Origin of the sequence: Bradyrhizobium sp. CCBAU 45384, assembly GCF_028128665.1 — a bacterium.
Lineage (GTDB): Bacteria > Pseudomonadota > Alphaproteobacteria > Rhizobiales > Xanthobacteraceae > Bradyrhizobium > Bradyrhizobium manausense.
In genome coordinates this window covers 166,465-178,383 of record NZ_LBIZ01000106.1, presented here as the reverse complement: position 1 = coordinate 178,383, position 11,919 = coordinate 166,465, and the positions used below count along the sequence as shown (strand labels likewise).

At 64.3% G+C, this 11,919-nt stretch carries 13 protein-coding genes and 1 pseudogene; 8 read left to right on the top strand and 6 right to left on the bottom strand.

All coding sequences use genetic code 11. From position 1 onward, the window contains the following. Positions 1 to 415: 415 nt before the first annotated feature. Positions 416 to 616, bottom strand: a pseudogene (locus XH80_RS17595) (response regulator); the annotation flags it as partial. A gap of 109 nt (positions 617 to 725) precedes the next feature. Between XH80_RS17595 and XH80_RS17590 the strand changes: the two are divergent. The 4 genes from XH80_RS17590 to XH80_RS17575 all read left to right on the top strand — a co-directional run bounded on the left by XH80_RS17590 (position 726) and on the right by XH80_RS17575 (position 3,192). After that, positions 726 to 1,436, top strand: a complete 711-nt coding sequence (locus XH80_RS17590) for a Crp/Fnr family transcriptional regulator (RefSeq protein ID WP_271599646.1) — start codon at positions 726 to 728, stop codon at positions 1,434 to 1,436. A gap of 194 nt (positions 1,437 to 1,630) precedes the next feature. Further along, a complete protein-coding gene (locus tag XH80_RS17585; RefSeq protein WP_271599652.1) occupies positions 1,631 to 2,326 on the top strand; it encodes a Crp/Fnr family transcriptional regulator in 696 nt (231 codons plus the stop codon). A 133-nt stretch (positions 2,327 to 2,459) separates the two neighbouring features. Beyond that, positions 2,460 to 2,846, top strand: a complete 387-nt coding sequence (locus XH80_RS17580; RefSeq protein ID WP_271599645.1) for an Hpt domain-containing protein — start codon at positions 2,460 to 2,462, stop codon at positions 2,844 to 2,846. A gap of 97 nt (positions 2,847 to 2,943) precedes the next feature. Then, positions 2,944 to 3,192 (top strand): hypothetical protein, encoded by a 249-nt coding sequence (locus XH80_RS17575; protein WP_057740838.1) that lies wholly within the window; start codon positions 2,944 to 2,946, stop codon positions 3,190 to 3,192. 41 nt (positions 3,193 to 3,233) lie between these two features. Here the strand turns inward: XH80_RS17575 and XH80_RS17570 are convergent, their stop codons facing one another. Further along, a complete protein-coding gene (locus tag XH80_RS17570; RefSeq protein WP_271599644.1) occupies positions 3,234 to 3,854 on the bottom strand; it encodes a helix-turn-helix domain-containing protein in 621 nt (206 codons plus the stop codon). Positions 3,855 to 4,190: 336 nt separating this feature from the next. Between XH80_RS17570 and XH80_RS17565 the strand changes: the two genes are divergently transcribed. After that, positions 4,191 to 5,354 (top strand): hypothetical protein, encoded by a 1,164-nt coding sequence (locus XH80_RS17565; RefSeq protein WP_271599643.1) that lies wholly within the window; start codon positions 4,191 to 4,193, stop codon positions 5,352 to 5,354. A gap of 12 nt (positions 5,355 to 5,366) precedes the next feature. Here the strand turns inward: XH80_RS17565 and XH80_RS17560 are convergent, their stop codons facing one another. Continuing rightward, entirely contained in the window at positions 5,367 to 5,687 is a 321-nt protein-coding gene (locus XH80_RS17560) for a hypothetical protein (RefSeq protein WP_271599642.1), read from the bottom strand. Between the two features lie 15 nt (positions 5,688 to 5,702). Here XH80_RS17560 and XH80_RS17555 point away from each other — a divergent pair, with 15 nt between their 5' ends. Both XH80_RS17555 and XH80_RS17550 read left to right on the top strand, forming a co-directional pair. After that, positions 5,703 to 6,122, top strand: coding sequence for a hypothetical protein (locus tag XH80_RS17555; RefSeq protein ID WP_271599641.1), 420 nt, complete (start codon positions 5,703 to 5,705; stop codon positions 6,120 to 6,122). A 287-nt stretch (positions 6,123 to 6,409) separates the two neighbouring features. Beyond that, entirely contained in the window at positions 6,410 to 7,624 is a 1,215-nt protein-coding gene (locus XH80_RS17550) for an EAL domain-containing response regulator (RefSeq protein ID WP_271599640.1), read from the top strand. Between the two features lie 11 nt (positions 7,625 to 7,635). On the opposite strand, the gene XH80_RS17545 is transcribed toward XH80_RS17550, so the two are convergent. Then, on the bottom strand, positions 7,636 to 8,496 hold the full coding sequence (locus XH80_RS17545; RefSeq protein WP_271599651.1) for a DMT family transporter: 861 nt from the start codon (positions 8,494 to 8,496) through the stop codon (positions 7,636 to 7,638). A 162-nt stretch (positions 8,497 to 8,658) separates the two neighbouring features. Between XH80_RS17545 and XH80_RS17540 the strand changes: the two genes are divergently transcribed. Further along, a complete protein-coding gene (locus tag XH80_RS17540) occupies positions 8,659 to 10,023 on the top strand; it encodes an aminotransferase-like domain-containing protein (protein WP_442869150.1) in 1,365 nt (454 codons plus the stop codon). On the opposite strand, the gene XH80_RS17535 is transcribed toward XH80_RS17540, so the two are convergent. Further along, entirely contained in the window at positions 10,020 to 10,613 is a 594-nt protein-coding gene (locus XH80_RS17535) for a GDYXXLXY domain-containing protein (RefSeq protein WP_271599638.1), read from the bottom strand. The two genes, XH80_RS17540 and XH80_RS17535, sit on opposite strands and share 4 nt — an antisense overlap. Further along, positions 10,610 to 11,881, bottom strand: a complete 1,272-nt coding sequence (locus XH80_RS17530) for a DUF2157 domain-containing protein (RefSeq protein WP_271599637.1) — start codon at positions 11,879 to 11,881, stop codon at positions 10,610 to 10,612. The genes XH80_RS17535 and XH80_RS17530 overlap by 4 nt, the downstream gene beginning before the upstream one ends. Positions 11,882 to 11,919 lie beyond the last annotated feature (38 nt).

The window sequence follows — 11,919 nt, the reverse complement described above, 5'->3', positions numbered from 1 at the left end:
GCTACGCCTTACTGAGCTGGACCCCGACGTCCGCGCCGCCAGCAATTGGCGGAAATCCGCTCCGAGATCGTTAGACAACCCATTTCACGGTCCCGTTAATTTCATCCTCCGTGCTAATACGGATATTGAAGAGAAGTTTTCGATTCGACGGACGCGCGACTGCGGCTTTCGGCAAGTCCGGCACGGAGCTTCGGCCCCGAAACGCGACAGGTAAATGCGAGGATAACAGCGTCACGACGGGCGCAAAAAAATTCCGCCAATGTCGGCGGATACGTAAGGGCCGCACCAATTGAATCAAATCACCGGCGATTGGCATCGCATGCGCGGCGTTTGGTCGATGTGCCGATGACATCAGCAAGACGCGCACTCGCCGTAAACGGATTCTTACCCGCCCGGCGTCGCGAACAGTAACGCGCTAACCGAGCCGCGCAGCGGCCGCATGGTGCTCTGCGAAACAGTCATTGATCGCGGCCAGCAGCGCATCCGGCGTGAACGGCTTGCGCAGGCAGCGCGCCGCGCCGAGTTCGAGCGCCATCCTCAGAAAGTCCGGCGCCGACGAATTCAGATCCGCGAAGGAATAGCCGGACATCGCAATCAGCGGCGTCGCAGGTGCCCTCCAACAGGTATATGGACAGCAACACAACCAATAAAATACAATTTAGCCGCCGCGCAACTGGGTGTCGAGGGCGCGACACATCTCATGGCATGCGTGGGATTGCGCCCATATGACCGCAAGCGGCCGACCGCCCAACCAGCTGCTGCAAATGCTCGATGCAGCAGATTTCGAGCTGTTGCGCCCTCACCTCGTCACGATTGAACTGGCCAGAACAACTGTCTTGAGTAAAGCTGATGTGGCGCTGCGACATGTCTACTTTCCACATGACGGAGCCGTATCGATCACCGTAGGCCCTTCCGAAGGGCAGACCATCGAGGTGGCGATGATCGGACGCGATAGCATCGTCGCCGGCGGCGCAGCCCTCGCTGACGGAATCGCGCTGTCAGATGCCGTCGCGCTCTTTCCCGGGACCGCATCCGCCGTTGAAATCTCGGCGTTTCGCAACGCTGCTGCCGCGAGTGCCCGGTTCCGCGGCCTGGTTATCAGGCATGAGCAAGCCCTGTTCGCGCGCGCACAGCAATCCCTGCTCTGCAATACGCTTCATCCTGTCGAGGCGCGGCTGGCATGCTGGCTGCTGCGCGCCCATGATCTGTCCAACAAGAAAGCCCTCCCGCTGACCCAGGAAACCCTGGCCCAGATGATGGGCGTACGACGTAACGCCGTTTCACTGGTCGCGCATGAGCTGCAACGCGCCGGAATCATCCGGTACAGCCGGGGCCAGATCGAAATCACCGATCTGTGCGCCCTGGAGGCGACATCCTGCGACTGTTGTTCCGCCGTAAGGGCTCATCACGCGCGGCTGCTGCGACTCCCGCCTTGACGCCGTCGACAGCTCAACCCGTTGTATTCCGGAGTGCACACAAGCCATCAAAGAAACAAAACATCGCGCTGTCCGTAAGGTCTGTGATTGCCAACTTATCCTGCGGGGAACAAGATGGAACTTGTTATTGAGCGAGGAATCGATTTCGAACCAAGATTGTTTGATTGACGAGACGGGAGGCAGCTTTGGAAACGATGGTGCGCCCCTCCAACGGTCTCCTGTCGGCGCTGTCGACAGACGATTATGAACTGATCCGCCCATATCTGCGCACGGTCGATCTGCCGCATGACGCCGTGCTGGTCGAGACCGGCGAGACGCTCAAGCGCGCCTACTTCCCGCACCGCGGCGTGATCTCGCTGGTCGTGAAGCTCGCCAAGGGCGAGCATGTGCAAGTCGCCATGATCGGCCGCGACAGCCTGCTTGGCGCGCTCTCGACCATGGGCGATGCATGCGCGCTGAACACCGCCATCGTGCTCATTCCCGGCGTCGCATCGGTGATCGAGCTCGACCGGCTGCGCGTGGCGGCTGAGCAAAGCTCCAGCCTGCGAACGCTGCTGCTTCGCCACGGCCTCGCAGTCTACGCCCAGGTCCAGCAAACCGCCGGCTGCAACGCGGCGCATCCGGTGGAGTCGCGACTCTCCCGCTGTCTGCTGCACACCCATGATCTGTCGGGCGACTATCGGCTGCTGCTAACGCAGGAGGCCATGGCGCAAATGATCGGAGCGCGGCGCAACAGCGTGTCGCTGGTCGCCAATACTTTGCAGCAGGCCAATTTCATCCATTACAGCCGCGGACACATCCAGATCCTCAATCTGGACGGGCTGCGCCAGACGGCGTGCGAATGCTATGCCACGGTCAAAGCCCAGTACGATCGACTGCTCGGACCCTGACGGCGCGCACGGAGCGGCGGATGGTAAAGCAAGTGCTTAACTCAGCCGTCAAACACCGCGCTTCTCGTGACCAGAACTGCAATCGGAATGACGTAAATCTCCCGGACGCCGCCAAACGGGGACCGGGACAACCATGTTCGACACCACATTCGCGCCTGCGCCTGGAACCGCGTCCCAGCGCGAGCTCGAACCGCTGCGCGAGGCCGGCGCGTTCGACGCGCTGGTGCGCGAAATCGGCGAGGACGGCGCCAGCGAGGTGCGGACGGTGTTCTGGAGCGAGACTATCGCGCGGCTCAAACTGTTTCGCACGCTGGCGCTCGACCAGCACCGGGCCAGGATCGGGCGCGAGGCGCATTCACTGAAGAGCACCGCCCGGACGTTTGGCTATGTCAGGCTCGCGTCGCTGGCCTCGCTGCTGGAAAGCACGGCCGATGCACTCGGCGCCGCTGAATTTGATGATCTTCTGCAGCAATTGGATGCGGCCTTTGCCGGCGCAAAGGCGCAGGAATCGCGCGATTGACGGCCCCCGGATACCCTCGCCGTACTTATACGGTTTGCAATTTTCACAGATGACTAATCATAGCTGGCGATAGTCCCCGGAAACCAGGAGGGTTTCCATGTTCACCTATGAGACCGCGGATCAGAAAGAGGTCCGTCGCTTCCGCATCGCCCAGTTCAACGGCCGGATGGCTACGGTGAAGGCAGGCGAGTCCACGGTGACGGGTTTTGTCCGCTCCGTGCTGGAGCAGGAATCGACCATCCCGCCACGCTGGACCATCACCATCATCCCGAATACGCCGAAGGAAGAGCCGAAGATGCTGCGGCCGACTTCGCGTGTGCGCCCCTTCGCCGAAGATTATTTCTAGGTGCAATGGCGCCGCCGCAGAGGCGGCGCCAGACGACAAGCTCAATCGATCGAATGCAGCAGCGCAGCGCGGACGAGGTCGGCGGTGTTTCGTGCGCCGAGCTTGCGCATCGCTTCGGCCCGATGGCTCTCGAACGTCCGTGGGCTGATCTGCATCCGCAGCGCGCCCTGCTTATTCGAAAAACCCTCGCTGATCAGCCTCAGTACTTCGCGCTCGCGCTTGGTTAGCCGCTTGCCCGAGAGGCTCGAGAGCTCGGAGCCTGCCTCGCGCGGTACTTGCAACGCGTGGCCGGCCTGCAGCTCGGGAACCTCGGTGATGGACGAAGTGGGCAAGCCGGCCTTGTGGGAGCCGGCGAGCTGCTTGACCAGGCCGCAGACGCGCTCGGTCTGGGTCAGCGCATTCGCGACCACCTGCTGCAAATAGGCGCGTTCGCTCGAAGCGGGCGCAAGCTGGTCGCTGTGATGCTTGATTTCGCCCATATAGAGCAGCAGCGCGGTCAGGGGGCCGTTGAGCTCGCGCGCGATGGCCGCGGCCATCTCGTCAGCCGCCTTGGCACGGGCGGCATTGAGACGGACGAAATCGAGCTCTTCACGCGCAGAAGCGCTGCTTTCGAACCTTTCCGACGGCCGCGAATCAGCAACCGTATCGTTCTGTGACCCCATGTGATTCGTTTAGCGGAACCCGAGGCCTTCTGTGGTTAACTTTTTGCTCCGTAAGACTACGGTGATTTTGTCGGTTTTGTGCTGGAACGCCGGCACAGGCACAATTTATGCTTGCGTCCGGTCGCTCAAGCCTTCGCAAAAGTTGCTGAGCCTGCCCGATTCGTAGGCAACCTCCAAAGACATCCTTAAGGAGATCAGCACCGGCCGGCCCGGCGTCCCCCATTTTACGGATAAATTAACGGCGGCTTGCTTCTCTTGTCACAATTGAGAGCGCGCGAATGCCTCCATGCATCGGGCCGACAGGCCTGCTGGAAACGTTGCAAGAGACTGCGTGCAATGGACGAGATCGACCAGCTTTCGGAGTTCCTGCAGAAGCTGACGCCGTTGTCGCGCAGCTGTCTGCTGAGCGAACTCGAGCGGCTTGAAGCCTGCGGCATCGACATGCCGGGCTCGGCGGAGATCCAGGCCAAGCTGCGCGCCGAATTCCGCAAGGATGGATCGAACCAGGCGCGCGCCACCAATCCATCGCGCTACTTCTTCGCACCGCTCGAGCTGCTGCTGATCGACGGTGCGCCCGAGCATGCCAATGCGGGACGGATCTCGCGCAACACGCTCACCCCGATCTGGGAATGGATCTGCCGCGACCTGCTGCCGACCATGGCGCGCGACTACGTCAGGGCGATCAACGACCAGGTCACCGCCAACAATCCCAAGGAAGTGCTGAAGATCGCAACGAACTTCCAGGGCAAGGTCGTCAAGGTGCTCGAGAACACGCTCGCCTCGCCGGAGAGCACAGAGTTCGCGCGCGCCAAGCTCGCGCAATACACGGCCTCGCGCACCGCCTTCGACGACGTGAAGAAGATGCTGCAGGTGCTGCGCGCCGGCGACGCGCTTCCGAAATTCAACGCGAAGCTGCCCGACACCATCACGAAATTCGACGACGGCCAGGTCGCGCAGATCACCGCGCAACTCGACGGCTTCAAGAAGGCCTATCCCGATGCGCTGCCGTTTGCGCTCGCATTGGTGGCGAGGCGCCTGAAGACGTTCTGGCGGCTCATATATCTTGCAACCAAGGGGGCCGCGACCAAGAGCGCGGACGAGGTTGCAGCGGCGCCCTATGCCTGCGTCGTTCCCATGGTGCTCGACCGGCTCGACGACAAGCGCCTCGCCCTGAGGATCGCGCTCCGCCATAACCGGTTCCTGGTCGCGCGCGACCTGCTCACCGAAATCTACGACGCCGAACATTCGCTCAAGGTCCGGATCGACGGCATCGAGCGATGCGAATGGGGCGTCCGGCTTCAGCAATTGATGGACGCGATCGCGGCGCTGGTGGCGGCCGAGGTCAGCCGCTTCCCCGCCAATGTCGGTCACATTCTCGGCTCGCGGCGGCTGCGCAGCCAGGACACGCTGGGCGGCAAGCTGAGCTATCTGGCCTGGAAGGGCCGGGACGCCGTGCAGGATGGAGCAGCGGCGTTTCGCAAATTGATCGGGGTGACCTGACTCCTCGAGATTCTATTCGGGCGTGTGCGGCAGCGTCAGGAAGCGATCGAGAAATCGCCCCGACATCACGAATCTGAACCACCAGTAGATCATCCGCCGCATCGACATAGCTGCAATCCCTGATAGCCCACCACCGGCCGCGCGCAGCAATAGCGCATGGGCGGCATCAGGCGTGTGAGGTGCTTCACACGCGTCTGCCGTCGGACCGGGTGAGTTTGCCGCATAACCGTCACGCGCGGCGACGGAACTTGCGCGCATCGCGCGAAAATGAGCGAAAATGAATTCGTGGACTGGGCGTATCGCTTCTATCCTCCTGTCCATCGCATGCCGCATGGAAGGACATTGGCAATGAAATCGCTCCGCCTGACATTGACCGAGATGACGTGGCTCCTGGGCGCGATCGCGTCAGCGGCGATGGCGCAGACGGCGCCGCCTCCGGGCACTTCCGCGCCGACCGCCGACAATGCCGTCCTGCTCACAATCTTCTTCAAGCACGATCAGTCGCGTCCACTCAGTGAGCTCAACGCTCAGCTGGACAAGCAGGGCTTTCGCAAAGCCTTTCCACCCGCGGGCGTGGAGGTCGTGAGCTGGTACGTGATGATGGGCATCGGCCAGGTGGTCACGCTGCGCCTGCCGGCCTCGCGCCTACGCGAAGTCAACCGCATCATCGAGGATACAGCGTGGGGTCCGTACCGCACGGAATTCTATCCGACCTATGACTACAAGGCGGTCGGCATGGCCGAACACGACAAAGCCACAGCCAATTGAGGCCGGCGTTATTCAATTGGGCGAAGTGCGCGCCGGCTTCGTCCAATTGCGGGACACCGGCTGCGCGCATCGGCGATGCGCTCCTCGCAAACTCTCACCGGATTTAGCGCATAGCTGCACGCAGCGCGCAGGCGGAGGTAAAAATTTCTCGAAGAGAATTCGGACAATTTTACAAATGTTGCGAGCTTTAACGTTATCAGGATAATTCAAGATTCGTGTGAAGCTCTCCATACTATAACGCCCCACATTCCGTTAACTCGACTGTAACGGAATGGGAGCGGTCTGCGATGAACGATGGGATTGGTGAGCTCGCCGGGGGGCGGCTGAGGACCTTCGGACGACGGAAAATAATGCCGCGCGCATGCGTGGCCGACAGCAAGCGCCATCTGCGTGCCTTCATGAGCGAGGTGCTCGAGGATCTTGGCTTCGTCACCAGCGAATGCAGCGGTGCGAGCGAGCTGCAGGCGACGCTGGCCACCGATCTGCCGGACCTGATCCTGCTCGGCATCGCCGCCGACGGCATCGAGCCCGGCCAATTCCTGGAGGTTCTGGTGCGCGAAGGCTTCGACGGCAAGGTGCTCGCTGTCGGCGCGCGCGACTCGATCATCGTGAAAGCCGTGCAGCAGGTCGGCGAGGAGTACGGGCTCACGATGCTGCCGCCGCTCACCACGCCCTTTGCCGCCGACACGCTGCGCGACCGTGTTGCGATGCTGCTGCCGGAGGAGCCGGCCCCGAGCCCGGCCGTGCATGTCGGCGAGGCCCTGCATGCGGGCTGGCTCGAGCTTTGGTACCAGCCGAAAATCGATGCGCGCTCGCTGGTTCGCCGCGGCGCCGAGGCGCTGGTGCGAATGCGCCACCCAACCTGGGGTGTGGTGCCACCGGCCTATTTCATCCCGGAGGAGCACGACCCGCATTTCCGCGACTTGTCTGAATTCGTGATCGAGCGCGCCGTGCAGGACTGGCACTATCTCCTGGAACAGCAGAGCGCGGTCGATCTGTCGATCAACTTGCCCGCGCCTTATCTCAAGGAGCCGCAGGCCGTGCGCGATCTCTGCCGCCGCATGCCGATGCATCCCGCCTTTGGCGGGCTGACGATCGAGATCGCCAGCAATGAAGCGATCCACGACCTCGCTTTCCTGACCGATGTCGCGCGCGAGATGAGCTTCCATAATATCGGCCTGTCGGTCGACAATCTCGGCGCCAATTGGCCGGAGCTGATGGGACTGGACAAAATTCCCTTCATCAAGCTGAAGGCTGATCGGCAATTCGTCACGGGCTGCGGCAATGACCGCCTGAAGCGCACCGTGTGCCGTCACATCGTCGAGCTCGCGCGCGGCTACGGCGCCCGCGCCGTCGCGGAAGGTGTCGAGAGCCGGGCCGACCTGATGGCCGCGAACGAGCTCGGCTTCGACCTCGTGCAAGGCTATCTGTTCGGCAAGCCGATGCCGCTGAAGAAGTTTGCCAGAAGCGCGCAGACTCGGCCGGTGATGGCCCAGGGGTGAGACGAGAGCGCTCAGGCGTATCTTCGCGCGAAGAAGACGCAGACGACCACGAGCGCGGTCGCGGCGATCATGCTCCATGCGACCGGCTCGTGCAGCAGGAAGCCAGCCAGCGCGAGCCCGAAGAACGGCTGGAGCTGTTGCAACTGGCCGACGCGCGCGATGCCGCCGATCGCAAGGCCGCGATACCAGAAGATGAAGCCGACGAACATGCTGAAGATCGAGACATAGCCGAGACCGATCCAGGCAGGCAGACCGACGCCGTTCCATGCCTGAGGCCAGGCCCAGATCATGACGGGCAGCATCAGCGGCAGCGCCAGCAGCAGCGCCCAGGAGATCACCTGCCAGCCGCCGATCCGGCGCGACAGCGCGGCACCTTCGGCGTAGCCGAGCCCGCACAGCACGATCGCAGCGACCATCAGCAAATCGCCGGTGAGCGAGGCCGAGCCGTCATTCGACAGCGCAAAGCCCGCGACCGTGGCGCTGCCGAGGATGGCGAACAGCCAGAACAGCGGCCGCGGCCGCTCGCCGCCGCGCAGCACGGCGAAGATCGCGGTCGACAGCGGCAAAAGGCCGATGAAGACGATCGAATGCGCCGAGGTGATGTGCTCGAGCGCGAGCGCGGTCAGCAGGGGGAAGCCGAGCACGACGCCCACGGAGACGATGGCGAGCGAGGCGAGATCCTTCCGCTCGGGCCAAGCCTGACGCAGCAGGCCGAGCACGGCCGCACCGATCAGCGCGGCGATGATCGCGCGCGACGAGGTCAGGAATAGCGCGGAGAAGCCGCCGACCGCGACGCGCGTCGCCGGCAGTGAGCCGCTGAAGATGATGACGCCGAGAAGCCCGTTGCCCCAGCCGCTGCCCGCGGATTGCATGTCCATCTTACCTTTTTGGGCGACGACCTTCGGTCCGGGCCGATGGCAAAACCAGCGACAATCCCATACAATCCCGCAAAACTGTATGGGCATGGAAGGTCATACACCTTGGATGGCGGGGCGCAGACAAAGGGGCGTGGCGGCACGCGGACCGTCGACGTGATGAGCGCGATCCGCGCCAAGGTGGCCGGCCGCGCGCTCGGTGTCGGCGACCGGTTGCCGTCGATCCGGAGCCTGGCCGCGGCGATGGGTGTTTCGCCATCCACGGTGGTCGAAGCCTATGATCGCCTCGCCGCCGAAGGGCTGATCCGCGCCCGCCGCGGCTCTGGCTTCTATGTCTCACCGACTGTCACGCCGCCGCTCGCCTTGACCGAAGCCGGGCCGCGCCGCGACCGGGCCGTCGATCCGTTCTGGGTCTCCCGGCAATCGCTCGATACGGATGCGGGCGTGCCGAAGCCGGGCTGCGGCTGGCTGCCGCCGGAGTGGATGCCGGACGCGGCGCTGCGGCGTGCCACCCGCGCGCTCGCCCGCAGCGACGCCAGCGTGCTGACGAACTACGGCTCGACCTCCGGGTCGCTGGCGCTGCGCCGGCTGCTGCTCACGCGCCTCGCGGAAGACGAGATCGAGGCCTCGATCAATCAGCTGATGCTGACAGGCTCCGGCACGCAGGCCACCGATCTGATTTGCCGCTTCCTGCTGCGTCCCGGCGACGCCGTGCTGGTCGACGACCCCTGCTATTTCAATTTCCGTGCGTTGCTGCGCGCACATCAGGCGAAGATCGTGAGCGTGCCCTATACGCCGTCGGGCCCCGATGTCGTCAGCTTCGAGCAGATCCTCGCCGCCGAACGGCCGCGGCTCTACATCACCAATTCAGCGCTGCACAATCCGACCGGCGCGACGCTCTCGCTTCCGACCGCGCACCGGCTTCTGACCCTGGCTGCCGCACACGATCTCACCATCATCGAGGACGACATCTTTGGCGATTTCGAGCCGGAGCGATCACCGCGCCTGGCTGCGCTCGATGGATTGAACCGTGTGATCCGCATCGGCAGCTTCTCCAAGACACTCTCCGCCTCGGTCCGCTGCGGCTACATCGCCGCGCGGGCCGATTGGGTCGAGCATCTCGTCGATCTCCAGGTCGCAACCAGCTTTGGCGGCCCGAGCCCGGTCGCGACCGAGATGATCGTAAAAGTCCTGGTCGGCGGCAGCTATCGCAAGCACATGGACGAGCTCCGGCAAAGGCTCACGCGGGCTCGTCGCGATGTGGCGCGAAAACTCGGGGCGCTCGGCATCGAACCCTGGCTGATGCCGCGCGGCGGCTTCTTCCTGTGGTGCCGCCTCGCCCACGGACAGGACGCCACCGCGGTTGCGCGCGCTGCGCTCGAAGAGGATGTGGTGCTGGCACCGGGCAATGTGTTCAGCGTGTCGCAGACCGCGCAAAACTTCCTGCGCTTCAACGTCGCGCATATGAATGATCTGCGCATGTGGGATGTGCTGCGGCGGGCGTTGAAGGCGCAAGCTGGTTAGTACCACGGCTCCTCATACACGGGCTCGCCGTCGAGCAGCAGCCGCTTGATCGCGGCGCGGCCCGAGGGGAGCACGGCGGCGACGACGCGCAGCTTCTGCTGGTTGCGGGCTTGCTCGAGCTTTTTGCCCTCGCCTTCCGGCACGAAATAGCTTTCCAGGCCGTACCTGATCGTCAGCCTGTCGCAGAAGATGCGGCCGGTTGAGCCGCAGGAATAGCTGACGCGGCCGCGGATCAACACCTCGGACGCCGTGACCGCGACAGGAGCCGCATGCACCGAGACGGCCCGATAGAGGCCATCGGCATCGGGCGCCAGCTTGACGAACACGACCGGATTGCGCTCGGCGGACGGCTGGCCGGCAAGCGCACCCGCCGGCAGTTGCGTAATGTCGTAGCCGAGCGTGACGTAATCGCCGCGCAGGAGGTCGCGGGGATCGACCGGCCGGGTCTGCAAGGTCACCTCGCGCCCCTCGCGCAGGATCTGCGTGCGATCAGCGACCATCAGGATCAACAGCGCGCATTGCAGCAGGATCGCGCCGCCGAACAGCACGGCTTTCGGGATGCGCTGCCAGAGTGCGGAGAGCTTCATCATCGCCCGGCCCTCGGCAGCATGCGATTGAGCGCTGAGGCGAACACGACGGCGATGACGCCGGCCGCGGCCAGGAAGGCCGAGCGGCGCAGCAGCGAGCCCTTCACGGCCCAGGTGATCCCCGCGATGACACCGGCGATGCCGAGCCAGCCGGCGACGATGCGCGGCCGCACGTCATCGAGCACGCCTGACACGACGAGGCACAGCATGGCAGCGAGCAGCGCGGCATAGGCGAACCAGGGCTCGCCGGCCGCGGACGCCGGCCAGAGCGGCGCGGCGACCAGCACGAGGCCGATGGCACAGGCCGCGAGGATTTCACCTGCGCGCCTTGTCACGCCGGCGGAGGCGAGCGCAAGAACCACGCCGGCCATTCCGCACAGGATCGCCCATGGCGGCTGCGCTGGCGCCGTGCCGGTTCGGAAGCGGAAGATGTCGTCGATTGTCATCACCTCCAGGGAGGCAACGAGGCCAAGCGCAAACGCGCCGTAGATCGACAGCACGCTGCCAAGCCGCTGCGCCCGCGGCGAGGCGTGAGCGGCGATCGCAAGGCCGGCGCCGAACAGCAGAGCCGCACCATCAGCCAGCACGAATGCCGGCTGCATGCCATCGAGATCGAAGCGAAGCGCTGTCGCGATCCACCACGGCAGCAGCGCGATCGCAACGAGATGGGCCGCGACGCGGGAATTCCAGGCGAGCGCAAGCGCGGCGGCGATCAGCCAGAGCAGCAGGAACGGAAGATGCAGGACATCGGGCGCGTCATAGACGCGCATGCAGGTCCAGATGCCGGCGGCGACGAGGGCGACCGCAAGCGCGCCGCGCGAGCCGGTCAGCAGCGCCGCGGCGAATGCGCCAATCGACCACAGCAGCATGCCGCCGGCAAAATCGTCGCCGAGATGATACATCTGGCCGACCAGCGCGATGCCGGCACCGAAGATGATGGCACCGATGCTGGCGCAAAGATCGGCGAGAATATTGCGGCCCGATGCTGCGAACCACGCGCCGAGGCCGCCGGCAACACACATGCCGGCGAGCAGGATCGCAAACCGCAGCAGGCGCGCGATCTCGGTCCAGTGCGCCGCGACGAAGGCGAGGAACGCGGCCGAGATCAAGAGGCCGCCGACGATGGCGACGACGACGGCGATGTTGATGCCTGATGAGAGCGGTGGCAACGCATTGCGGATGGCGCCAGCCGCCGCCGGCGCGATCACGCCATCGGCCTCCCATTGCGCAAGGTCAGCCTCGAGGCGCTGCCGGTAAGCTTTGTCGAACATCGTCGTGGGATCACATGGTCGTGGATCAGCGGGCCGAC

Bases quoted from the DNA above. Each gene is read 5' to 3' on its own strand.
- XH80_RS17545 (WP_271599651.1), bottom strand. From the start codon at position 8,496: ATGCAATCCGCGGGCAGCGGCTGGGGCAACGGGCTTCTCGGCGTCATC.
- XH80_RS17555 (WP_271599641.1), top strand. From the start codon at position 5,703: ATGAAATCGCTCCGCCTGACATTGACCGAGATGACGTGGCTCCTGGGC.
- XH80_RS17575 (WP_057740838.1), top strand. From the start codon at position 2,944: ATGTTCACCTATGAGACCGCGGATCAGAAAGAGGTCCGTCGCTTCCGC.
- XH80_RS17530 (WP_271599637.1), bottom strand. From the start codon at position 11,881: ATGTTCGACAAAGCTTACCGGCAGCGCCTCGAGGCTGACCTTGCGCAA.
- XH80_RS17565 (WP_271599643.1), top strand. From the start codon at position 4,191: ATGGACGAGATCGACCAGCTTTCGGAGTTCCTGCAGAAGCTGACGCCG.
- XH80_RS17535 (WP_271599638.1), bottom strand. From the start codon at position 10,613: ATGATGAAGCTCTCCGCACTCTGGCAGCGCATCCCGAAAGCCGTGCTG.
- XH80_RS17540 (WP_442869150.1), top strand. From the start codon at position 8,659: ATGAGCGCGATCCGCGCCAAGGTGGCCGGCCGCGCGCTCGGTGTCGGC.
- XH80_RS17590 (WP_271599646.1), top strand. From the start codon at position 726: ATGACCGCAAGCGGCCGACCGCCCAACCAGCTGCTGCAAATGCTCGAT.
- XH80_RS17550 (WP_271599640.1), top strand. From the start codon at position 6,410: ATGAACGATGGGATTGGTGAGCTCGCCGGGGGGCGGCTGAGGACCTTC.
- XH80_RS17570 (WP_271599644.1), bottom strand. From the start codon at position 3,854: ATGGGGTCACAGAACGATACGGTTGCTGATTCGCGGCCGTCGGAAAGG.
- XH80_RS17580 (WP_271599645.1), top strand. From the start codon at position 2,460: ATGTTCGACACCACATTCGCGCCTGCGCCTGGAACCGCGTCCCAGCGC.
- XH80_RS17560 (WP_271599642.1), bottom strand. From the start codon at position 5,687: ATGCGGCATGCGATGGACAGGAGGATAGAAGCGATACGCCCAGTCCAC.
- XH80_RS17585 (WP_271599652.1), top strand. From the start codon at position 1,631: ATGGTGCGCCCCTCCAACGGTCTCCTGTCGGCGCTGTCGACAGACGAT.